General features: G+C 55.2%; 20 protein-coding genes. 12 read left to right on the top strand and 8 right to left on the bottom strand.

Annotated features, from left to right (window positions below; translation table 11 throughout):
* Positions 1-20: 20 nt before the first annotated feature.
* Positions 21-608 (bottom strand): T9SS type A sorting domain-containing protein, encoded by a 588-nt coding sequence (locus CA264_RS20130; protein ID WP_036777632.1) that lies wholly within the window; start codon positions 606-608, stop codon positions 21-23.
* Between the two features lie 527 nt (positions 609-1135).
* On the opposite strand from CA264_RS20130, the gene CA264_RS20125 reads away from it, so the two are divergent.
* Together CA264_RS20125 and CA264_RS20120 are read left to right on the top strand one after the other, a co-directional pair.
* Complete coding sequence (locus CA264_RS20125) at positions 1136-2659, top strand: T9SS type A sorting domain-containing protein (RefSeq protein ID WP_084196298.1); 1524 nt, start codon at positions 1136-1138, stop codon at positions 2657-2659.
* Positions 2660-2770: 111 nt separating this feature from the next.
* A complete protein-coding gene (locus tag CA264_RS20120; protein ID WP_084196297.1) occupies positions 2771-3343 on the top strand; it encodes a YceI family protein in 573 nt (190 codons plus the stop codon).
* Here CA264_RS20120 and CA264_RS20115 read toward each other — a convergent pair.
* Positions 3340-4089 (bottom strand): biotin--[acetyl-CoA-carboxylase] ligase, encoded by a 750-nt coding sequence (locus CA264_RS20115; RefSeq protein WP_025609203.1) that lies wholly within the window; start codon positions 4087-4089, stop codon positions 3340-3342. The genes CA264_RS20120 and CA264_RS20115 overlap by 4 nt on opposite strands.
* Before the next feature lie 50 nt (positions 4090-4139).
* Here CA264_RS20115 and rsfS point away from each other — a divergent pair, with 50 nt between their 5' ends.
* The 5 genes from rsfS to CA264_RS20090 all read left to right on the top strand — a co-directional run bounded on the left by rsfS (position 4140) and on the right by CA264_RS20090 (position 8937).
* Complete coding sequence (gene rsfS, locus CA264_RS20110; RefSeq protein WP_025609202.1) at positions 4140-4514, top strand: ribosome silencing factor; 375 nt, start codon at positions 4140-4142, stop codon at positions 4512-4514.
* A 69-nt stretch (positions 4515-4583) separates the two neighbouring features.
* Complete coding sequence (ftsH, locus tag CA264_RS20105; RefSeq protein WP_025609201.1) at positions 4584-6707, top strand: ATP-dependent zinc metalloprotease FtsH; 2124 nt, start codon at positions 4584-4586, stop codon at positions 6705-6707.
* 11 nt (positions 6708-6718) lie between these two features.
* The gene (locus tag CA264_RS20100) at positions 6719-7372 is read left to right on the top strand and encodes a LutC/YkgG family protein (protein ID WP_025609200.1); all 654 of its coding nucleotides are present in this window, start codon (positions 6719-6721) and stop codon (positions 7370-7372) included.
* Positions 7356-8126, top strand: coding sequence for a UDP-2,3-diacylglucosamine diphosphatase (locus CA264_RS20095; protein WP_025609199.1), 771 nt, complete (start codon positions 7356-7358; stop codon positions 8124-8126). Before CA264_RS20100 ends, CA264_RS20095 begins: the two co-directional genes overlap by 17 nt.
* A complete protein-coding gene (locus tag CA264_RS20090; RefSeq protein ID WP_025609198.1) occupies positions 8116-8937 on the top strand; it encodes a hypothetical protein in 822 nt (273 codons plus the stop codon). The genes CA264_RS20095 and CA264_RS20090 overlap by 11 nt, the downstream gene beginning before the upstream one ends.
* Here the strand turns inward: CA264_RS20090 and CA264_RS20085 are convergent, their stop codons facing one another.
* The gene (locus CA264_RS20085; RefSeq protein WP_025609197.1) at positions 8938-9270 is read right to left on the bottom strand and encodes a DMT family transporter; all 333 of its coding nucleotides are present in this window, start codon (positions 9268-9270) and stop codon (positions 8938-8940) included.
* Positions 9271-9369: 99 nt separating this feature from the next.
* A complete protein-coding gene (locus CA264_RS20080) occupies positions 9370-10239 on the bottom strand; it encodes a GNAT family N-acetyltransferase (RefSeq protein WP_025609196.1) in 870 nt (289 codons plus the stop codon).
* A gap of 174 nt (positions 10240-10413) precedes the next feature.
* Between CA264_RS20080 and CA264_RS20075 the strand changes: the two genes are divergently transcribed.
* Positions 10414-11571 (top strand): zinc-dependent alcohol dehydrogenase, encoded by a 1158-nt coding sequence (locus tag CA264_RS20075; RefSeq protein WP_025609195.1) that lies wholly within the window; start codon positions 10414-10416, stop codon positions 11569-11571.
* Positions 11572-11607: 36 nt separating this feature from the next.
* Here the strand turns inward: CA264_RS20075 and CA264_RS20070 are convergent, their stop codons facing one another.
* Positions 11608-13032 (bottom strand): lipopolysaccharide biosynthesis protein, encoded by a 1425-nt coding sequence (locus CA264_RS20070; RefSeq protein WP_025609194.1) that lies wholly within the window; start codon positions 13030-13032, stop codon positions 11608-11610.
* A gap of 340 nt (positions 13033-13372) precedes the next feature.
* Between CA264_RS20070 and CA264_RS20065 the strand changes: the two genes are divergently transcribed.
* The 3 genes from CA264_RS20065 (at position 13373) to CA264_RS20055 (ending at position 16581) form a co-directional block, all read left to right on the top strand.
* Positions 13373-14824 carry a PSP1 domain-containing protein gene (locus tag CA264_RS20065; RefSeq protein WP_036777626.1) on the top strand — a complete coding sequence of 484 codons (1452 nt, stop codon included), beginning with the start codon at positions 13373-13375 and terminating at the stop codon, positions 14822-14824.
* Complete coding sequence (locus tag CA264_RS20060; RefSeq protein WP_025609192.1) at positions 14817-15302, top strand: gliding motility lipoprotein GldH; 486 nt, start codon at positions 14817-14819, stop codon at positions 15300-15302. The genes CA264_RS20065 and CA264_RS20060 overlap by 8 nt, the downstream gene beginning before the upstream one ends.
* A gap of 178 nt (positions 15303-15480) precedes the next feature.
* Positions 15481-16581, top strand: a complete 1101-nt coding sequence (locus CA264_RS20055; protein WP_025609191.1) for an endonuclease/exonuclease/phosphatase family protein — start codon at positions 15481-15483, stop codon at positions 16579-16581.
* Positions 16582-16659: 78 nt separating this feature from the next.
* Here the strand turns inward: CA264_RS20055 and CA264_RS20050 are convergent, their stop codons facing one another.
* Positions 16660-16851, bottom strand: coding sequence for a cold-shock protein (locus tag CA264_RS20050; protein ID WP_025609190.1), 192 nt, complete (start codon positions 16849-16851; stop codon positions 16660-16662).
* A 430-nt stretch (positions 16852-17281) separates the two neighbouring features.
* Here CA264_RS20050 and CA264_RS20040 point away from each other — a divergent pair, with 430 nt between their 5' ends.
* Positions 17282-19270: a hypothetical protein gene (locus tag CA264_RS20040; RefSeq protein ID WP_157593752.1), complete on the top strand. Its 1989-nt coding sequence runs from the start codon at positions 17282-17284 to the stop codon at positions 19268-19270.
* A 96-nt stretch (positions 19271-19366) separates the two neighbouring features.
* Here CA264_RS20040 and CA264_RS20035 read toward each other — a convergent pair whose 3' ends face one another.
* Both CA264_RS20035 and CA264_RS20030 read right to left on the bottom strand, forming a co-directional pair.
* Positions 19367-20242 (bottom strand): SDR family oxidoreductase, encoded by an 876-nt coding sequence (locus tag CA264_RS20035; RefSeq protein ID WP_025609186.1) that lies wholly within the window; start codon positions 20240-20242, stop codon positions 19367-19369.
* Between the two features lie 113 nt (positions 20243-20355).
* Positions 20356-21204 carry an SdiA-regulated/phytase-like domain-containing protein gene (locus CA264_RS20030; protein WP_025609185.1) on the bottom strand — a complete coding sequence of 283 codons (849 nt, stop codon included), beginning with the start codon at positions 21202-21204 and terminating at the stop codon, positions 20356-20358.
* Positions 21205-21408 lie beyond the last annotated feature (204 nt).

Below are 21408 nucleotides of genomic sequence, written 5' to 3'. Positions count from 1 at the left end.
CTTATAGCAAACGATAAAGCTTATTTCTGCAGTACAAGCCGCTTCGTTTCCACCGTTTTATCGTTTACGAGCAGGCTGTAAAAGTACACGCCGGACGGCAGGCTGGTCAGGTCCAGCTTCACCTCGGCTTTCTCGGCCGGGCCGATTTCCTGTACTGTCAGCACTTTGCCTATCGTGTTGGAGATACGGATTTTATAGTTGTCATTGCCCGGCAGGTTCAGCGCCAGAATGGTGCGCCCGCGCGACGGGTTCGGGTAGGCGTTGATCGACGGCAAAGAAGCCTTCACATCGCTGCCCGGGGCAAAGGCCGCCAGCGTAATGTTGGCATACATGCTCTTGCTCTGCTTCACCTCCACCACATGAAACGCCTGGCTCACCGCCGAAGCATAGATCTTGGAGCAGGTGTGGTCCTCTTTCTCCACAAAGTTCGGCCTGGCGTTGTTGGCCGACAGCGTCAGCTGCGCCACCTTGTCAGGCATCAGCTTCCAGACAGTGGTTCCCCCTTTGTAAGTCGGGTTAGTACCTGCGGCCAGCCGGTCGCCGGCAAAGCTCGCCAGGTGGGAGCCGATCAGGGTGGTCACTAATATAATTCTAGTAAAAATTCTCATACTCAAGCGCTTTTATGTTAAAGCAATCGCACTACTTCTATAGTAAGCATACCAAAGATAGATTAAAATGCCGTAACAGTAAATTAAATTTTTAAAATATTTGTGCATGAGGCAGATAGGCCGCAGCATCTTCTTCCCCTACCCTTTGCCTATCAAATACCGTTCCCCCTTTAGAAGCTTCCCTGCTGCGTTGGACTCCTTCGGCTAGCCGACCTGCATGCAGCAGCCAACAAGCGCACAGCCATATTTATACTTTTCAAATACAAACACTCGCATTATAAACTATAATACCTATATAGAAATTAAGGTATTGTCATAATTACCCTACAATTCACCCACAAGAGCAAAGTTGCAACACAGGGAGCGCAAAACAAGCCTCAGTACAAGTATACAAAAGTTTAAACAATCCAAGAAAAGCATTGCACTACCCGAAACCCTATTTATAATGTGCAACTACAAGCACGTGGCTCCGTTAAACAAACTATATACAAAAATTGGATTACTTCACAGTTTTAATACAGATCAACATGAAACGATATATACTTTTATTTACGCTTATTTTTTTCACGACGGGTTGGGCCTGGGCCCAAAGACCAGTGCCAACAGGCGGATGCACACAGGAGTTTGATTGCTACAGGTTCACCTACCACGGTGCCACAGCGGTAGAGGGAGACCTGATGCAGCTTAAGTTCAGCCTGCAGGTGCGCTGCGACGAGCTGGCCTACGTTGCCTTTGAGCTGCCGGAAGGAGCCCGGGCGGCATCACCGGCCAGCGTGTACCACGGCAACGCCCCCGCCTACCGCGTGCGGAACGGGGTATCCAGCGAGCAAGGCCCAAACGAGGTTGAGACCCCCTTCAACGCGATTCAGTTTAACGCCAAGAGCAATTACGCCCTTTCAGGGGGCCAGGTAGACACCTTTGCCTTTAACCTGACCCAGGCCGATTTCCAGGCGCTCTCCACGATGCGCGTTCGCGCCACGCTGCGCAGCGAGGCCCTGAAAGGAAACGAGAACAACATCTCAGGCAGCCAGCAAGTGGTGTTCGACCTGAACGCCTGCAGCCCGCCCACCAACCCCGGCGCCTGCGTTATTCAGCTGGAGGAGGCTTCCTTTGCCTTTGCGGGCGCTACTGATAACGGCGACGGCACCACCACCGTGCGCCTGCGGATTGCAAACAAGCTGCCCGCCGACGTGAGCAGCGTGATGATTGAGACGATGGAAACCACGGCCGATCTGGGCGTTGCCGGCATGAACAACGGAGGCGTGTACAAGACCGCTGATTTCCAGTACAAGACAACAATTGACCAGGAGGCAAACCTGATCGTTTTCCAGGGGCAGCAGACAAACGGTTATGCCAACGGCACCGCCGACGTATTCGCCATTATCGTCCCGACGGACCTCTATGAGCTGTCGCCCTATTTCCAGATGACCGTGAACGCGGGCGGCACCTTAACCAACACCGGCCTGAACACCATTAGCTGCGAAGATGAGCCAATTACCCCACTGCCGGTAGAGCTTGTCTCCTTCGAGGGCAAAGCCACCGCCAGCGGCATAGCCTTAACGTGGACCACGGCATCCGAAGAAAACAACGACCGCTTTGAGGTGGAGCGCAGCAAGGACGGCAACAGCTTCTCCGCGGTTGGGGAGGTACAGGGCGCCGGCAACTCCAGCGTTACGCAGCGCTACAGCTTTACGGACGCCTCGGCTGACGCAGGCCAGCACTACTACCGCCTGAAGCAGGTGGACTACGACGGCCAGTTTGAGTACAGCAAGGTAATTGCCGTAGAGCGCGCGGCACTGGCCGGGGCCAGCATGGAGGTATATCCTAACCCCGCCACCAGCAACTACATTCGGGTGGCCACACCGGGCGGAAGCGACGCTATACTCCAGATCATGGACAGGAATGGCCGAACGGTGCACACGCAGCGCCTTGCGCCAGAGGAACGGGAGGTGCAACTAACGGTCTCCGACCTCAACATCCCCAAAGGGCTGTATTATGTGCACCTGCAGAACGCCTCCGGAAAACAGACACAGAAACTCATCATACAATAAGCCACAAAAAAACGGCGGGAGGTGAATTACACTTTCCGCCGTTTTTCTTTAGTGAGCGCCACAACTTTAACACCCGACACCGGTTCAAGATAAATAGGATTACCTGGCATTATGAGAAGAATACTACCACTGCTCTACCTGTTGTTTTGCCTCTGCCACGGCATACAGGCGCAGCAGCAACTATACAATGGCACCGGCACGGTCACCTTTGCCGCGGGCGCGCCCCTCAGCCTGATCAAAGGCACATCGGCAAAGGCTGTTGGCACTGTAAGCCTGCAAAGCCATAAGCTGTACTTCGAAGTACCTGTTGCCTCGTTTCAGTTTGCCAACTCCATGATGCAGGAGCGGTTCAACGACAAGTACATGGACAGCAAGCGGTTTCCGAAGGCCGTGTTTGAGGGGGAGCTTACCGAAGCGGGGGGCCAGGTGGAGGCGCGCGGCACCCTGACCGTGCACGGCGTGAGCCGCCGCCGCAACATAGCCGGCACCCTGGTGCGGCAGGGCGACAGGCTGCTGCTGAAAACAGACTTCACCGTCAACACCTCCGACCACCACATCGCCGCGCCTAAGCTAACCGGGCAAAGTATGGCCGAGCAGATAAACGTGCAACTGGAGATGCTCCTGCTCCCGGTGCAGGGCAGCCGCAACCAGCTCTCCATTAACCACATTCGGCGCGTACGCTAAATAACGTGCGAAATCTCCTTAAAGCTGAAGTAGCGCAGCTCCCGCTCGATCTCCACGGCCAGGCGGCCGTCTTCATCCACCCCCAGAATCTGCCCCTGCACCTGCTGCTGCCCTATCTTAAACGGATGCACTTCCTGGTAACGGTACAGCACCTGCAGGTATTCGTACTTCAGGCGGGCCGTATGGCCGCCACGCAGCTGCAGGTAGCGCTTCTCCAAGTGCTCGAGCAGGCGCATCGTCACTTTCTCCAAATCAAAAGTGCGGCCACATACGTTAGCCATCGAGGTAGCCGTTGGATAGGCAAACTGTAACTGGTTCACATTTAAACCAATCCCGATAATACTGTGTTGTAGAGAGTGACTATTAATTGAGTTTTCTATCAGAATCCCGCCAAGTTTCTTATCTTCAAAGAATAAATCGTTTGGCCACTTTACCCGTGCCTGCTGCAGACCCTGTTCGCGCAGCAGGTCAAGCACGGCCAGCGAAACAGCCATGTTGAGGTAAAACTGCTGCCGGACGGGCAGGAAAGAAGGTGACAGAATTACAGAGAGGGTAATGTTCTGGCCAGGCGCGGCCTCCCAGGTGTTTCCCCGCTGCCCCCGCCCCTGCGTTTGCCGGTGCGTGATAACGGTGCAGCCTTCTGTGGCTTCATTTTTGATAAGAAGCTGTTGGGCCTCCGAGTTGGTAGAAGCACAGGCTGGTATAAAAAGCAGCTGCTGGCCAACAAACAGCGTAGTAGGCAACATATTATTAGAGGAGATTTAATACTTTTGTACATCAAATTTAAAGAGCACAAATGAAAGAAACCAAGGTTGAGGCTACTTCCGACATATTGGCAGAGCTTGTAGTGAAAGGTATGCAGGAGAGGAAAGCGTCCGATATCGTTGTGATGAACCTTAAATCACTTAAAAATGCCGTATCTGACTACTTCGTAATAGCATCCGCAAGCTCCGACACGCAGCTCGACGCCATCGCTTCCTCTATTGAGGAGGAGGTGCACAAAGCCGTCGGCCAGAACCCTTGGCAAACCGAGGGCCGCACCAACAAAGAGTGGGTGCTCCTGGATTATGTCGATGTAGTAGCACACGTTTTTTTGAAAGACAAGCGCGAGTTTTATGCCCTGGAGGAGCTTTGGGGCGACGCCAAGATAAAACACGTGGAATCTGTCTAACACCAGGGCCCTGGCCGAAACATTTGGCGCAGGCCCCCTGTTTTCCATACAATTGACATTTAAACATCAATGGCAGAAAAGAATAATAAAGGCAACAACAGAAAGAAAAAGCCGATCATCCCGAACACGCCACCGCGCCCTACCATGCAGCTGTGGATGTTGGCTGTGCTGATCCTGCTGATCTTCGGGTTAACCTACCTAAACAAGAGCAACTCTTCTATTGAGACCACGCAGCAGGACTTTGAAGAGATGTTGCTGAGCGGGGACGTAAAGAAACTCACCCTCGTAAATGGAAAAACTGTAGAGGTGTACCTTGAGAAGGAAGCCCTGCAGAACGAAAAATACAAGGCCGAACTAAACGACCGTGGCGTTCTCACGATGGAGGAGGGCCCCCATTATCACTTCCAGGTGATATCGGCGGAATCGTTTAAAGAGGACCTGGACAAACTACAGGCAGAGCTGCCCCGCGAGGAGCAGGTGCCACTGAAGCCGGAGCAACGCACCGGTTTTGCTGACTTCTTCTTCCAGTGGGGCTTCCTGATCCTGCTGCTGTTCGGTTTCTGGTTCCTGATGCGCCGCGTAACCTCGGGTGGCACAGGTGGCCAGATCTTCAACATCGGCAAATCAAAAGCGGCCCTTTTCGATGCTGAGAACAAGGTAAAGATCACGTTTAAGGACGTGGCCGGCCTGGAGGAAGCGAAGGAGGAGGTGCAGGAGATCGTGGAGTTCCTGAAGAACCCTAGCAAGTTCACCATCCTGGGCGGTAAAATACCGAAGGGTGCCCTGCTGGTAGGCCCTCCGGGAACAGGTAAAACCTTGTTGGCAAAAGCCGTAGCCGGTGAGGCCGACGTTCCGTTCTTCTCCCTGTCTGGCTCAGACTTCGTGGAGATGTTCGTGGGTGTGGGCGCAGCCCGTGTGCGTGACCTGTTTAAGCAGGCCAAGGCCAAAGCCCCTTGTATCATCTTTATCGACGAGATTGACGCGATTGGCCGCCACCGTAGCCGTGGTGCCACGCCAGGCGGTAACGACGAGCGCGAGAACACCCTGAACTCCCTTTTGGTGGAGATGGATGGTTTCGCCACTGACTCAGGCGTAATCATACTTGCCGCGACGAACCGACCGGACACGCTGGACTCAGCCCTGCTGCGCCCAGGCCGTTTCGACCGCCAGGTAAGTATCGACAAGCCGGATATTAACGGCCGTACCGAGATTTTTGCAGTGCACCTGAAGCCACTAACCCTGGCTGCGGATGTGGACGCCCGCAAGCTGGCCGCCCAGACACCAGGCTTTGCCGGTGCCGAGATCGCCAACGTGTGTAACGAGGCCGCCCTGATTGCGGCGCGCCGTAACAAGAAAGCGGTAGACCAGCAGGACTTCAACGATGCGGTAGACCGTGTCATCGGAGGCCTGGAGAAGAAGAACAAGATCATCTCTCCGGAGGAAAAGAAAATCGTGGCGTACCACGAGGCTGGCCACGCCATCGCGGGCTGGTTCCTGGAGCACGCCGATCCGTTGGTGAAGGTGAGCATTGTTCCACGTGGTGTAGCCGCCCTGGGATACGCGCAGTACCTCCCGAAAGAGCAGTTCCTGTACACGACCGAGCAGCTGATCGACGAGATGTGTATGGCCCTGGGTGGCCGTGCCGCTGAGGAGCTTGTGTTTGGCAAAATCTCCACGGGTGCTTTAAGTGACCTGGAGCGCATAACCAAAATGGCCTATAGTATCGTAACGATGTACGGCATGAACGATAAGATCGGGAATGTGTCGTTCTACGATTCGAAGCAGACGGATATGGCCTTCAACAAGCCGTACTCTGAAGCTACCGCTGAGACCATAGACCAGGAGGTGCGCAAGATTATTGATGCCGCCTACCAGCGCACAAAAGACCTGCTCAGAGCTAAAGGCCGTGAGCTGGAGATTGTGTCGCAGGAGCTTCTGCAGAAGGAGATTCTCTTCCAGAGCGACCTGGAGCGTTTGGTTGGCCCGCGCCCGTTTGATGCCCTGACAACGTACCAGGCGCATACTTCCGGCACAGACCGCAGCCAGACCAAAAGCGAGGTAGAGCAGACGCACCCGGTAGAAGTAGGCCAGACCAAACACCCGGAGCAAGAGGAAGGCAACGTACCCGGCACGCCGCTGGGCAACGGAAGCACCCCTGCTGAACAAGACAATGTAAATTCGAGAACAGCTTGAGCAAAACAGGCATGTACGAAGCAAAATCAAAAGAAATAGTATTAAGGAAAGTAAGAGAGGCGCTGGCTAAGTCGGCGCCTTTTCTGCCTCCTACCCCAGACTTCTCCTCCCCACTTCACCCTGTAGTGCCTGTGGAGGACCTGTCGGTGGTGTTTGCGGAAATGTTCATCAAGAACGCAGGCGTCTTTATCTACTGCGACAATGAGGAGGATTTCTTCGACCAGCTTTACGTCTATAAAAAGGAGCAGAACCTGCAGCACCTGTGCGTGTGGGAACCAAACCTGCAAAACGCCGTCCACCAGGCGGGCATAGACTTTACCGCAGACGAGGAGAACTTTGTGCAGGGCACGGAAGCCAGCCTGACCACCTGTGAGGCGTTGATCGCCCGCACAGGCAGCGTGCTGGTCAGCTCAGCCAACGCCGGAGGCCGCCGCCTGAGCATTTACCCTAGCACGCACCTGGTGGTGGCCAAAGCAAGCCAGCTGGTGCCCGATATTAAAGACGGGCTGCAGCGCGTGCGCAACAAGTACAAAGAGAACTTCCCATCGATGCTCTCCATGGTGAGCGGGCCAAGCCGCACCGCCGACATTGAGAAGACATTGGTAATGGGCGCCCACGGCCCCAAACAGTTAGTCTTATTCCTGATTGATGACCTTCCGCATTAACGAGCTTGCACCAGGCAAAAAAGTATACTTCGCTTCCGATTTCCACTTAGGCGTACCCAACGCCGAGGCCAGCCTGGCCCGCGAGAAGAAAATTGTGCGGTGGCTGGACACGGTGAAGCACGATGCGGCAGCCATACTTCTGCTCGGTGATATTTTCGATTTCTGGTTTGAGTATAAGCACGCCATCCCGAAAGGCTATGTGCGGCTGCAGGGAAAGCTGGCCGAGCTAACGGATGCCGGCATGCCGGTGCTCTTTTTCACGGGGAACCATGACATGTGGATGTTCGACTACTTTCCGAAGGAGCTTAACATTCCGATCATACGCGAGCCTATATCCACCACGCTCGGCGGCAAGACCTTTTACATCGGGCACGGCGATGGCCTCGGCCCCGGCGACCACACGTACAAGCTGCTGAAAAAGGTGTTTGACAACAAAGTGTGCCAGTGGCTGTTTGCCCGCGTCCACCCAAACCTGGGCATCGGCGTGGCCAACAGCTGGTCCAGGAGGAGCCGTATCAGCAACGTGAAGAAAGACGAGGAGTTTTTCGGAGAGCGGGAATGGCTGGTGCAGTACTGCACCGAGGTAGAACAGCGGCAGCACCATGATTACTACGTGTTCGGGCACCGCCACCTGCCACTGGAGCTGCCTATTGGGGAGCAGGCACAGTATGTGAACCTGGGAGAGTGGGTAAACTTCTGTACCTACGGGGTGTACGATGGAGATAAACTGGAACTGAAAACCTTTGAAGGCTAAGCAATTTATACTTGTTCTATGGCTAACCCTGCTGCCGCTGCTGACACAGGCACAGGATACGCTGGTGGTGGCTGCCTATAGCCACAGTATAGCCCTTAGCTCCGCAACCACGATTTCGCAGGACCGCAACGGCAACGTATACCTGCTGGACGAGCGCCTGAACCTGCTTCGCCTGGACCCGCTTGGCCAGCCGCTGGACACCTACTCCCCCCCTGCCCGCGGGCGCGTAAGCAGCATCCACGCCTGGAACCCCATGAAGATCCTGCTGTTCTATGAGGGCAGCCAGCAACTGGTACTTCTGGACCGCTTTCTCCGCCCCATCAGCACCACCGATTTACTGAGCATCAATTACAACGGCACAGCCAAAGTAGCGGCCCCTGCCGCAGACGAAGGCTTCTGGCTTTTCGACGAAACAAGCCAAACTCTGAGCAAGCTGAACCCCAACCTGCGCCAGGTAACGGTAGAAACACCGCTCAACCTGCTGCTGGACCGCGAGCAGTTTGATGCACGCCAGCTGCGCGAGTACCAGAACCTGGTGTACCTGCTGGATTACAACAGCGGCATTTTTGTGTTTGATAACCTGGGCAACTACAAAAAGCGGCTTCCCTACACCGGCCTTCGCCACATCGGCTTCCGCAACAATGAGCTGTACTTTGTAAAAGAGGGCAGGCTGCACTTCCTGAACCTGTACACGCAGCAGGAGCGCGTGCTGGAGCTTCCATCGCAGAAGAATTACCTTACCGCCCTGGTGAGTGCCGACCGGCTTTACCTGTTCACCCCCACAGCCGTAGACGTTTACCTGGCCGAGTAATTAACTCTCGGAGCCGGAGAAAACCTTAAGCCCCACCACGCCTGCCACAATCAGCAGAATACAGAAAATGCGGATAAGATCGCGCGGTTCGTTCAGGAAAACGATGCCGAGTATGGCTGTGCCCGCCGCCCCGATTCCCGTCCAGATAGCGTAAGCCGTGCCTAAGGGAAGTGTCTTCATTGCCTGGGAGAGCAGAACAAAGCTCAGGATCATCACCACCACCGTTACCGCACTCACGCCTAACTTTGTAAAGCCTTCGCTGTACTTCAGGCCAAAGGCCCAGCCAATTTCACAGATCCCCGCCAAAACCAGGTACACCCATGCTGCATTCATAGTATAGAATTGTTAAGTATAGGGCGCAAAGGTATGAAATATGAATGGCAGGTGCACAGGCCATCCGTAGCCAGCGAGTTTGCCCCGCAGGCGGCTCCTTTACACGATGGGCAGCAGCATCTCGTACTGCTGCAGGACCACCCTAAGGTGCCGCCGCTCCAGAAAAGAGACCATACCTGTGGCGGTGCGCTCCACGTTGATGAACATGATGGCAGGAGCCTCTGTGAGCCGTACCGCCTCCCGCAGCAGTGCAGTGCCCACTCCCCTTCCGCGCCATAGCGGATCAACAGCCAGCTGCGCCACAGCCCCGTTCAGCGTAAAGAACGAAATGTACCCCACCACCTCCTGGCTCTGGTTTCTTGCCTCCAGCGTCAGGCTCTGCTCCCCGCTACGCTTAACGGCCTCAAAATTGTTTTGCCAGGAAGGCGCCGTATCCCGGAAGCACCGGTAGGTCTTTAGGTCGGGTTTTACGGCAGGGCTAATTTGTACGCCTTCCGGGGCCTCAACCGACAGCAGCAGATCTTCTTTCTGTGCCCGGAAACAGTCGAACGAGCGGGTCACCTCAAAGCCCATGCTGCGGTAGCTCTTAAAGGCGGGGGCGTTGTCCTGTATCACCTCCAGCAGGCACTGCTCTATGCCGCTTTCGCGCAATTTGGGCAGCATATATCGGTAGAGCTGCTGCGTAAGCTGATGCCCCCGGTACTGCGGCACCACGCCCGTGCCTGCGTTATAGGCTGTTGGCTTGCCTTGCCACTCCCCCAGCCCCGTCAGGATAAACCCAACCATCTCGTCACCCACATAAGCGGCTACGCTAAAGTTAGCCTCAATGCCCTCCCTCCTGATTTTTAACTGAAACTGCTCTTCGTTTAGCTGTATCGGCACCACATAGTCGGCAAAGGCCTTGAGAAACGTTTCGCGTAGCTGCGGCAGGTCTTTTTGCGTGAGAAAGGAAAAGCGGAAGTCTGGCATTGTGCGTTGCTTTAAGTTTGATGTGCAGTGTTTACGATAAAACTAAGCATTTGCCTCTATCCATGCCATACTTTTAAGCGGAGGCTGCCTTTACAGCCACAACTGTTTCACTACTAACCCGTTAAAACATACAATTATCAATATACGCCACAGAAAACCTAAACCAATAGCACTATGAAAGCTGCTGTATTCCACAAAATAAAAGACATCCGGGTAGACAACGTGGAAGCCCCACGCATCCAGGACCCACGCGACGCTATTATCCGTGTCACCTCCACGGCCATCTGCGGCTCAGACCTGCACATTTACAACGGTATGATCCCGCAGGTGCAGAACATGGTGATGGGGCACGAGTTTATGGGCGTGGTAGAGGAGATCGGCCCCGCGGTTAAAAACATCAAGAAGGGCGACCGGGTGGTTGTACCGTTCCCAATCTCCTGCGGTACGTGCTTCTTCTGCCAGCACGGGCACTTCCCGCACTGCGAAAACTCAAACCCCGACCACTACGGCCCCGAGGGCGGGCTGACGGACCAGAAGGGCGGCGCGCTCTACGGCTACACCGACCTGTATGGCGGCTACGCCGGGGGCCAGGCCGAATATGTGCGCGTGCCTTACGCTGATGTGGGCCCGCGCAAGGTCAGCGACCAGTTTACCGACGAGCAGGTGCTTTTCCTGACGGACATTTTCCCGACGGGCTTTTCGGCAGTGCACTGGGGCGAGGTAACCGGCGGCGAAACAGTGGCTGTGTTTGGTTGTGGCCCGGTGGGGCTGATGGCGCAGAAAGTAGCCTGGATAAAAGGCGCTAAACGCGTGATCGGCATCGACCTGGAGGACTACCGCCTTGAAATGGCCCGCAGGTCCGCCAACTCGGAAACGCTCAACCTAAAAAACGTGGATGTAATCGAGGCTATCCGTGACATGACAGGTGGCCGGGGCGCCGATGTATGCATAGACGCAGTGGGAATGGAAGCCGACAAATCCCTGCTGGACCGCGCAGCCAGTGTGGTCCACATGGAAAAAGGAACCATCAACGCCCTGAAGATGTGCCTCAGCGCCGTACGCCGCGGCGGCATTGTGTCGGTGGTAGGCGTTTATGGCTCCCCCTATGACAATTTCCCGTGGTACCAGATCTTTGACAAAGGACTGACGCTCAAGACAGGTCAGGCGCCGGTTCAAAAGTTTATCGATGAGCTGTATGGCTGGGTGGACCAGGGCCGCATTAAGCTGGATGACATTATTACCCATACCTTACCCCTCGACCAGGCCTCACACGCCTACGACATCTTCTGTAACAAGCAGGACAACTGCGTAAAGGTGGTGCTAAAGCCCTAGGCAAAGTACACCGCCTATAGTTTGGAGGCAGGAGCACTACAAAGCTCCTGCCTTTGCTTTATTCAGGCGCCAGAGGCCACTACCGGCAAAGGCCAGGATCAGCAGGCTGATGAGAGCCTTTAACAGTGGGCCAGCATCGGCCAGGGCGTATACCGCCAGCAGCAGCACGATGGTCAGCGCCAGCCAGCGCCAGGGGTAATAGGGCACATTGCTGAGCGCCCGGTACTCTTTCAGCAGAAAGCCACTGTAGCCTAAGTAAACCAGTGCGGCAAAAGTGGTAAAGGCTGCGGCCTCGATTCCGAACACCGGTATCAGCAGCAGGTTCAACAGCACGTTCCCGACGCCAGCCACTAAAGAAATCTTCCAGAGTTCCTTTGTCTTCTCCTGGAACGACAGCCTGTTGACCACCGCCAGGTACATCGGCCTGTACGTGTAGCCCATCAGCATGATGATTGCCAGCGGATAAGCCCCCTGCAGCGTCTCGTTCCTGATCAACAGCTCAAACACCTCCTTCATCCAGAGCGACCCGAGCGCGGTGGCGCCCAGAAACAGCACCTGCAGCGAAAAAGTCATCCGGCGCGCCTCCAACAGGCTTTCCGGATCCCCCTCCTTGGAGAAGTAGCGCATGTAAAACGGGGTAGCCGCCTCCACCACCGCGTTAGACGCCGCAGAAAAGTACAGCCCAAAGCTGGAGGCGATGTTGTAAAAGCCAATGCGCGGCAAGGGAACCCTCAGGGCATCCAGCATGAGCTTATCAGAGGCATCAAGCAAGAAGAAGGAAAAATGGTGCGGAAGCAGCGGCAGGCTCACTTTGAGGCTGCTCCTGATGCGGTACAGCTTAAACTTAAAGATAGGCCAAAGCCCCTCCTGCACATACACAGGGTAGAACAGCAGCACGAACCCCGCCACCGACGCCAGGAAGGTCGCATAGAACCACCCCATGTAGCCCAGCCTCAGGAAAGCGATAAAGTAAATGTTGAGCGCTACGGTTACGCCCCCGGTTATAAAGGAGTAGGCGGCCACCGGCAAGGGCCGCTGCCTCATGTGGTACAGGAAGTTTCCGAAAAAAGACGTATTGCTAAGCAGCACCACCGGAACCAGGTTGAGCAGTATGAGCTCCCAGCGGTTGGCTTCAGCCTCATCCGGGATCACGGCGTAAAGCAGCCCGACCAACGGCACGCTGTACAGCGCCGACCACAGGAGAATGAAACCGTGCAACTGCCGCCACACCCACTTAAAGCGGGTAGGGTGCCTGGTAAACGTGTTCCCCATAACCACACTCAGCCCCAGCGACTGGAACAGCCCCAGGGCTCCGACATACGCCGTCACCACGCCAGCCACGCCGTAATCCGTGGTGGTTAGGTAGGGCGTGATGATGGGCAGGGCCAGCACGCCGGCAACACGCGGTACTTGCGCAGCCAGGCCATAGAGCGCCGCATGAGACAGTAATTTTCGAAGCATCCCCTAAAATTATACTTTAATTTTAAGCCTGCCGCAAGGCCGTTCTTTTTTCCTCAGGGCTCGTATTCATTGCCTGTTGCAGGCACCAAATTTTACGTTACCTTGTTGCCTTACTTGTACTTTTAGGGGCCACAAAAGCAAAAGCCTAAAAAATTAGTATATTTGTTAATTAACGAAATTCGAAAACAAGAATAGCCTAGCTATATAAGGAGATATAAAAGTGGGATGTAGTTCATGTTCTAGTGGCGGATGCAGCACCGGCGTAAGCGGCTGCAAAAGCAACGGCGGGTGCAGCACAGGAGGCTGCAACCGTTTAAATGTGTTCGACTGGCTCAGCGATATGGAAATACCCACATCGTTTGAGGAGTTCGACATTGTAGAGATACGATTCAAGGGGGGCCGAAAGGACTTCTTCCGTAATATAAATCGCTTAGACCTGACCACCGGCGATGCCGTGGTGGTAGACGTGCCCAACGGGCACCACATCGGCTTTGTGTCGCTGAAAGGCGAGCTCGTACGCCTCCAGATGCTCAAGAAGAAGGTGGATAACAACGAAGAGATTCGCAGCATCTACCGGATCGCCACTGAGCGCGACATGGAGAAGTTTAACGAGGCCCGCGACCAGGAAGGCACCACCATGTACCGCAGCCGTGAGATTATTCACCAGCTCGGGCTGAAGATGAAGCTGTCCGATGTGGAGTACCAGGCCGACAAAAGCAAAGCCACATTCTTCTACTCGGCCGATGACCGCGTTGACTTCCGTGACCTGATTAAAAAGCTGGCCGAGGAGTTTAAGATACGCGTGGAGATGCGCCAGATAAGCCTGCGCCACGAGGCCGGCCGCCTGGGCGGCATCGGGTCGTGCGGGCGGGAGCTTTGCTGCTCTACCTGGCTCACCGACTTTAAGAGCGTTTCGACCACGGCGGCGCGCTACCAGAACCTCTCGCTGAACCCAAGCAAGCTCAGCGGCCAGTGCGGGCGCCTGAAGTGCTGCCTTAACTATGAGCTGGAGACGTACATGGATGCGCTGAAGGATATCCCGACCGTAAACCGGCCGCTGCAGACACAGCAGGGAGATGCCATACTTCAGAAAACAGACATCTTTAAGCGCATGATGTGGTTTGGCTACAAAGGCGACAACAACTGGTACCCGGTACCGGTAGAGCGCGTGCAGGAGATTCTGGAGCAGAATGCCAAGGGCGTGGCGGTGGACATGCTGCTGCCGGAGGCACAGGAAGAACCAAAGCAGAACGAGTTTGTAGCGCAGGTAGAGGGCAACCTGGAGCGCCTGGACGATAAGTTCAAGAGCAAGAAGAAGAAGAAAAAGAAGAAGAAGAAACCAGCGGGCGCTACTGGCCAGGAGGCACAGCAGCCGCAGGAAAAAGCTGCGGAGGCACCTCAGGCCAGAAGAGAGAAGCAAGAGAGGCCGGCGCAGGCAACCGAGGGAGGAGAGCAGGAGCAAAAGCCGCGCCGCCAACGGCCACCCCGCAACAAAAACAGAAACAAAGACGGCAGAGAAGACCGGGAGCCGCGTGAAAACAGAGAGCCGCGTGAAGCACGGGAACCACGCGAAAACAGAGAGCCACGCGAAGCCCGGGAACCGCGCGAGCCAAAGGAGCGCCGGGAGAAGCGTGAGCCAAGGCCTCCGAGGGCTGAGGGGCAGGCGGGTGCCGCTACTCCTGAACGAGCCGCACAGGCCGATGGAGAACAGCGCCCGAAGAAGCGCTCACGCAAACCTTTTAGAGGCAAGAAACCTGACCAAGGCAACAAACCACCACGCACCGATGCATAGACTTTTAGGAATGTGGGCAGCAGCAGTTTTGCTGCTGCTTGCTTCTTGTGACCCGGCCCGGGTATATGAACAGAACGTAGACTTGCCGGAAGGAAGCTGGCAGATAGACAACGCGCCTGTCTTTGAGTTTGAGATACAGGATACAACGCAGGCATACGATGTGTTCTTCAACATCCGCTATAACCTGCAGTACGACTATTACAACCTGTACCTGCGCCACCAGCTGATAGGCCCGGACAGCACACAGCTATCCGCCAAGTTGCACGAGGTGCTGCTCATGGACTCTAAAACAGGCAAGCCGCTTGGCGATGGCTCCAGTGACATCTACGACCTGCAGGCACTGGCCCTGGACAATGTAACGTTTAGCAAGCCAGGCACATACAAGCTAAAACTAACGCAGTACATGCGCCGCGACCCGCTGCCCCACATCATGGCGGTGGGCATTCGTGTAGCCAAAGATAGCGCCTCCGCCAAGTAGCGTAGCAGGAGCCCAGCATTTATAATAGCCCCGGCAGCCCTTAGTGGCTTCTGCCGGGGCTATTATTTTTAGCACAAGTATAAGTTCATCTGGATAAGCGAAAAAACGTACAAAGGAGCATAGGCAACAAATGCTCTCCTGCAAGAGTATTCAGAACATTCTAAAGCACCCAAACTAAATGGAGTTCACACTTATATTGCTAGGTTGTATTTTCACCCTTTTCTCTTTCCTGCCACTCATCTCCTCGCCTGCCTGGTGGATCAGAGTGCTGGACTTTCCCCGCCTGCACGTAGCCGTTTTACTGAGCATTGTAATGGCCGCCTATGTGGTAAGCTATGAGCTACAGGAGCCACTTGAGTATGTTATGGTCGCCGTCTGGGCGCTGGCTATCCTGAACGAGCTACGCTACATCATCCACTTTACACCGCTCAGGCGGGTAGAGGCACTCCGCACGGAACAGGCAAAGCCAGCCAACGCCTTCACGCTGATGATCTCAAACGTGCGTATGGTGAACAACAAGTATGATAAATTTCTGGAGCGGGTGCTGCAAGAGGACCCCGACATGGTGATCATGAACGAGCCCAACCAAAGCTGGCACGACAACGTGTGCCAAGTGATGGACGAGCGTTACCCTTACGCCATTAAAAAGCCCCTGGAAAACACCTATGGCATGTTGTTCTGGAGTAAGCACAAGCTGCACGATAGCGAGATCAGGTATTTGGTGGAGGAGGGCATCCCATCGTTTTACACCGTGGTGGAGTTGCCGGGCGGCAATAAATTCTGCCTGTTTACGGTGCACCCCCAGCCGCCACGCCTGATGCTGAACACGGAAACGCGCGAAGCGGAGCTGCTACTGGTGGCGAAAGAGGCGAAGAAGGCCCCCTACCCTGCTGTTGTAGCCGGCGACCTGAACGATGTGGCCTGGTCTAACACCACCAAGCTCTTTAAAGAGACAAGCGGCATGATTGACCCGCGCGTGGGCCGTGGCTTCTACAACACCTACAACGCCCACGTCCCCATTTTCCGCTACCCGCTCGACCACGTGTTCTACGATCCTGTTTTCAGGTTAGTAAGCCTGCGCCGCCTGCAGAAGTTCGGCTCAGACCACTTCCCGATGGTGATTACGCTCAACTACGAGCCACAGCATGAAAAAGAGCAGGAGCACCCGCATGCCGACCAGGAGGACAAGCAGGAGGCGAACGAGCTGATACAGGAAGGCCTGGAGAAAGGCGAAGAGCGCAACCAGGAGAAGCACCACGAGCAGGAGAAAAGCGAGTAAACAAAAAACCCGCTCAGCAAACTGAGCGGGTAAAAGACTTTTTTGACAATGCCTTATGGCTATTGATAGCGCTTTAACCTAGATTCTCTCTACGTTGATAGCGTTCAAACCTTTTTTACCATCTTTAACCTCGAAAGATACACGGTCGTTCTCGCGGATTTCGTGGATCAGACCTGACTGATGCACAAAGATGTCTTGGTTAGTATCATCTTCCACGATGAAACCGAAACCTTTAGATACGTTAAAGAATTTTACTTTACCTGTCTTCATTATGATAACAATTAATAATGAAGCAAAGGTAAGTATATCTTGCAAATAAGTAGCAATCATCAAAAGAAATTAATAACAAAAACACCGTCAGGGACTTACCGGCTCAACCTGGGCGCGCCGATTTTTGTTTTTGCCTGTGTTTTGCCTGCCTTTCGCCCTTTCCCGCCCCTCCTGAGCCGGCCCATGAGGCACCCCGCCCAATTGTAATTTCTGAACGCGACACTATAAATATAGCAATAACCATGTGCCGTGGGGTTCGTATAGCTAAAACGTTCTGCTACACGTAAAAAGGCCTATAATCACGTAATCTTTAGGTATAACGGCAACAAAAATTCTGAGCCTGTTCTTCTCACTCCTTCAGGCTCGGTCTCACTGGTAGCAGAATAAACAAACTTAATAAACGTCAACTATAAACAAGGAGATCAGAACTATGAAAGACAACGAGAAAAACCAGAGCTCGAGCCAGGACAGTAACCAGTCAAGCAGCTCATCCAGCAGTTCAAATCCAACGTCATCAACATCAAGTAATACATCCGATAAATCAAGCAGCGACAGCGGAAGCAGCATGAGCGGATCAGCCTCCAGCTCATCCAGCTCTTCGCCAAAGAGCAGCACATCAAGCGGAAGCAAAACCTCCGGCTCAACCTCCAAGTCGTCGAGCACCAAAGCCAAGGCAGGCTCGTCTAAGAAAGAAGGAAAGTCATCAGGCTCCTCCTCTTCTAGATCCTCCTCAGGCAGCTCCGACTCTTCGTCGAGCTCAGACCGTAACAGAAACCTTTCGGAGTACGGCAACTATGGCTCCATGACCAGCGGCTCTTCGCAAAATTTCCAGGGCTCTGACCAGGGAGGCAACAGCGGTAACCAGAGCGGCTACGGCAGCCAGGGAGGCTACGGCTATGGATCGCAGAACAGCAACTACGGCGGCCAGAGCGGCTATGGGTACCAGAGCGACTACGGGTCATCGCAGCAAGGCGGCGGCATGAACAGTGGCTACGCTATGCAAAGCGGCTATAACCAGCAACAGAGCAACTCCGGTGACCAGGGCGGTTACGGCAGCCAGGGCATGAGCGGTGGCGGCTATGGCTCCTCCCAAAGTATGAGCGGTGGCTACGGCTCACAGAACAGCTACAGCCAAGGCTCAGAAGGTGGCTTTAACTATGGCAACCAAGGCGGCATGGAAGGTAACCGCACCAGATACCAGGACCAGGACTATGGCCTGACCCGCGGCGGCATGCAGGGCGGTGCTGAGAACAGACAAGGCGACATGCAGGGCGGCCAGGTATACGGCGGCGCGCAAGGCGGCTTCGGCATGCAGGGTGGCTCTTCGGAAGGCAACTCGCGCAGCATCGGAGGCGGCTACGGCAGTGGTGGAAACTACGGCTCGTACAGCGGCGGCAACCAGGGCTACGGCGCATCAAACATGGGCGGCAACAGCTACGGCACACAAAGCCAGGGAGGCCGACAATCCAGCTACGGCGGCTCCGGCTCTATGAGCGGTGGCTCCGGCCGAGGCCAGGGCAATGACTATGGCATGATGAATGACCAGGGCGGCATGGGCCGTTACAGCCAGCAAGGCGGCCAGGGTGGCTACGGCTCACAAGGCGGCAACTATGGCTCGGCTTCGCAAAGCTACAGCCAGGGCAACTATGGCCAGGGAGACTACGGCCAGCGCGGCGGCGGCTACCAAGGCGGCTACGAGCAAGGCAACTATGGCCAGGGCGGCTACAGCGGCCAGCAAGGCCAAGGCTACGGCATGTCTGGCTCCGGCTCCGGCAGAAGCAACAGGCAGGGTGGCTACGGCGACAGAGACCGCTACGGCTCCATGGGCTACGGCTCCAGCAGAGGCATGAGCGAGTACGACAGAGACAACCGCGGCTCGCAAAGAGGCTGGGATTCCCAAAGCTCTATGCAGGGTGGCTACGGCAGCCAGGGAGGCTACGGCTCCAGAGGTGGCTCTTATAACGATGAGTACAGCTCAGGCCGCTCAGCCAGATACGGCTCCCAGGGCAGCGACTACGGCCAGGACTACAGCGCCGGCTCTAGCTACGGAAACTCCGGCAGATCCTCCTCTAACAGAGGCGGTGGCTATGGCGACAGTAACTCCGGCCGCGGCATGAGCGGTGGCTACGGCTATGGCTCAGGCAGCAGCAGCCAGGGAGGCTACGGCTCCAGCAGCTCTAACCAGGGCGACTACTCCAGCCGCTACGGCCAGAGTGGCTACGGTTCCGGTGGCTACAACCAGGGCGGCTACGGCGGCGACCAGAGCCGTTACGGGTCAATGGACAGCGGCACGTCCTACTACAGCGACAACCGTGGCTCCAGCTCCCGCGAAAACTACCGCGGCTACAGCGACAACGACTCTGATAACGATCAGGACCGTTACAACACTCGCCGCAGCGACCGCTACCGCAATCTGTAACAGCGTCAGCTAACATACTCCAATAAAAAGCCCCTCCTGAAGGTTTTCAGGAGGGGCTTTTCTTTATCAGCAAGTATAAACCGTAAGGGTCTGTTGTTATGCAAAGGCCTCTTTGTGGTCTTCCAGGAACTGACGCATGGTGTGCGGCTTTCGCCCGGTTATTTCCTCCACAGTGCCGGTTACTTTGCTGGCGTGCCCGGCCCGTTGCACCCTGTAAAGCTCCAGCAAGGCATCAGCCATCCATTCGGGGGTGCCCTGGTCCACCATGGTCTTTTTGGCGGCTGGCTCCGGCACATCTGTAAACTCCACCCGTTTGCCCGTTACCTCGCTCATCAGCTGCGCCACCTCATAGTTAGACAGCGCCTCGGGCCCGGTTAAATTGTACGCCTTGCCTGCATGCCCGTCGCTGGTGAGGGCTTCTATCCCCACAGCGGCAATGTCGCGGGCGTCTATGTAGCTTACTTTCCCATCGCCGGTGGGCTGGTAGAATTTCCCCTCCTTCTCCACGCTCTCCGCATTGTAGTTAATGTAGTTCTGCATGAAAGAGGCCGGCCGCAGAAACGTATAGCTAATCCCGCTGTTTTCCACGTATTTCTCTATTTCGCGGTGCCAGCGCCCCATCTGTATGCCCGGCTCTGCCTCTGCGCCAAGCGCCGATAGTTTGACAATGTGCTTCACGCCTGCTTTTTTGGCTTCATCCACCAGTGTTTTGGCCATCTCTACCTGGTCGTGGGCAAAGGGCGTGATCATGAACACCTTGTCTGCGTGCGTGAACGCCGCGTGCAGCGACTCCGGCTCCTCAAAGTCCATCTCCACTATTTCTACATCGGGCAACCTCTTCAGGTTTTCACCCTTTATCACCGAGTGTACACCGGCACGTACCCGTATGTCGCCGTCCAGCATCGACAGTTGCTTCACCACCTCTCTGCCTACCGTACCTGTGGCTCCTGTAACTAATATTGTTGTATGCATAAATTCTAGTTCATGGTATGTATATCCCTAGTACGGCTGTTTGGAGGTTGATGATTACGGATTAAGGCGTAATAGGCACAGAAAATACCGTAGTAGGCCATCTAAAGGCCTCCTTATTCACCTCCGAGCGTTAACCGGAACAGTTTGCCGCTCTCGTTGGTGATAAGCAGCCGATTGGTACCGGTGTAGAGAATGGCTTCGGCCTGGCCTGTTTTACCTATTGGCAGGCAATAATGCTTCCCGCCCAGGCTCACCTGCCCGTTCTGCACCTCAAACAAGTATACTTTGCCGTAGCCAAGTATGGCAAACTGCCTCCCATCGGGCGACAGCGCGGCTGCTGTTGTCATGGCTCTGACCGGCATCTGCTCCTGTAGCCTCGCGACGTGTGTACCGGGTGTGGCAGGCAAAGTATAGCGTTTTAGCTGTTTGTTCTTCCCCCGGCTTTTGGAAAAGAGGTAGAGGGAATCCTGGTAGTAGAAAAATGCCTCCAGGTCGAAGTGCTGGTTGCCCTCCTCAGGCGGGAAGGCTGCCTGGTCCTCAAAAGAGAAATAGATTGTGCCAGCCGGGGTGTAGCCGGGTTTCTGCAGGATGTGGATCTGCAGGTCGCGGCGGCTGTTCTGGTTGTTGCCGAAGTCTCCCACATACAGGTATTCCCCGCTCTCGGCCAGCTCCTCCCAATCCTTGTTCTGGAGCGCCAGCGGCAGCGTTTGCAGCAGCTCGCCTTCTAAATTAAACCGATACAGTTCTGCCGGTGTGCCGCTGTCGCCGTGGGTCCAGAAGGTAGAGCTATCGGAGGCATGGGCGAGGCCGGAGCTTTCCTGTATCTGGCCGTCCAGCTCTGCCACCCGCTCCAGTTTATACTTAAAGCCCGGCTTCTCGAAACCGCCGTTGCGCCGGTCCGGGCCGCATCCGCAGAAAAGGCTTTGCAGATACACGTAAACGGTAAATATCTTGTAGAGCAAGGGTGCTTGACGTTAGAAAGTGAAAGTATTAGAGGGTATGTACGGAGGGATGGTACAGAAAGTATACAAGCGAGGCCCCTCTGGCACAGGTGCTCCTGGTGCCTCTCCTTTCAAAGGTACCTATCGTGTCGGCTAACATTCGCCTTCGCAAGTATGGGTCTGTATTGAATAGTAGACCCAAGCGAACGCTTGCGCCAGGACAAC

It is taken from the genome of Pontibacter actiniarum, from assembly GCF_003585765.1.
Classification (GTDB): Bacteria; Bacteroidota; Bacteroidia; order Cytophagales; family Hymenobacteraceae; genus Pontibacter; species Pontibacter actiniarum.
This window is presented reverse-complemented; position numbering and strand designations above follow the sequence as displayed.

What these genes read in the sequence shown, in the direction of transcription:
- CA264_RS20130 (WP_036777632.1), bottom strand. Translation starts at nt 608, where the DNA reads ATGAGAATTTTTACTAGAATTATATTAGTGACCACCCTGATCGGCTCC.
- CA264_RS20125 (WP_084196298.1), top strand. Translation starts at nt 1,136, where the DNA reads ATGAAACGATATATACTTTTATTTACGCTTATTTTTTTCACGACGGGT.
- CA264_RS20120 (WP_084196297.1), top strand. Translation starts at nt 2,771, where the DNA reads ATGAGAAGAATACTACCACTGCTCTACCTGTTGTTTTGCCTCTGCCAC.
- CA264_RS20115 (WP_025609203.1), bottom strand. Translation starts at nt 4,089, where the DNA reads ATGTTGCCTACTACGCTGTTTGTTGGCCAGCAGCTGCTTTTTATACCA.
- rsfS (WP_025609202.1), top strand. Translation starts at nt 4,140, where the DNA reads ATGAAAGAAACCAAGGTTGAGGCTACTTCCGACATATTGGCAGAGCTT.
- ftsH (WP_025609201.1), top strand. Translation starts at nt 4,584, where the DNA reads ATGGCAGAAAAGAATAATAAAGGCAACAACAGAAAGAAAAAGCCGATC.
- CA264_RS20100 (WP_025609200.1), top strand. Translation starts at nt 6,719, where the DNA reads ATGTACGAAGCAAAATCAAAAGAAATAGTATTAAGGAAAGTAAGAGAG.
- CA264_RS20095 (WP_025609199.1), top strand. Translation starts at nt 7,356, where the DNA reads ATGACCTTCCGCATTAACGAGCTTGCACCAGGCAAAAAAGTATACTTC.
- CA264_RS20085 (WP_025609197.1), bottom strand. Translation starts at nt 9,270, where the DNA reads ATGAATGCAGCATGGGTGTACCTGGTTTTGGCGGGGATCTGTGAAATT.
- CA264_RS20080 (WP_025609196.1), bottom strand. Translation starts at nt 10,239, where the DNA reads ATGCCAGACTTCCGCTTTTCCTTTCTCACGCAAAAAGACCTGCCGCAG.
- CA264_RS20075 (WP_025609195.1), top strand. Translation starts at nt 10,414, where the DNA reads ATGAAAGCTGCTGTATTCCACAAAATAAAAGACATCCGGGTAGACAAC.
- CA264_RS20070 (WP_025609194.1), bottom strand. Translation starts at nt 13,032, where the DNA reads ATGCTTCGAAAATTACTGTCTCATGCGGCGCTCTATGGCCTGGCTGCG.
- CA264_RS20065 (WP_036777626.1), top strand. Translation starts at nt 13,373, where the DNA reads ATGGAAATACCCACATCGTTTGAGGAGTTCGACATTGTAGAGATACGA.
- CA264_RS20060 (WP_025609192.1), top strand. Translation starts at nt 14,817, where the DNA reads ATGCATAGACTTTTAGGAATGTGGGCAGCAGCAGTTTTGCTGCTGCTT.
- CA264_RS20055 (WP_025609191.1), top strand. Translation starts at nt 15,481, where the DNA reads ATGGAGTTCACACTTATATTGCTAGGTTGTATTTTCACCCTTTTCTCT.
- CA264_RS20050 (WP_025609190.1), bottom strand. Translation starts at nt 16,851, where the DNA reads ATGAAGACAGGTAAAGTAAAATTCTTTAACGTATCTAAAGGTTTCGGT.
- CA264_RS20040 (WP_157593752.1), top strand. Translation starts at nt 17,282, where the DNA reads ATGAAAGACAACGAGAAAAACCAGAGCTCGAGCCAGGACAGTAACCAG.
- CA264_RS20035 (WP_025609186.1), bottom strand. Translation starts at nt 20,242, where the DNA reads ATGCATACAACAATATTAGTTACAGGAGCCACAGGTACGGTAGGCAGA.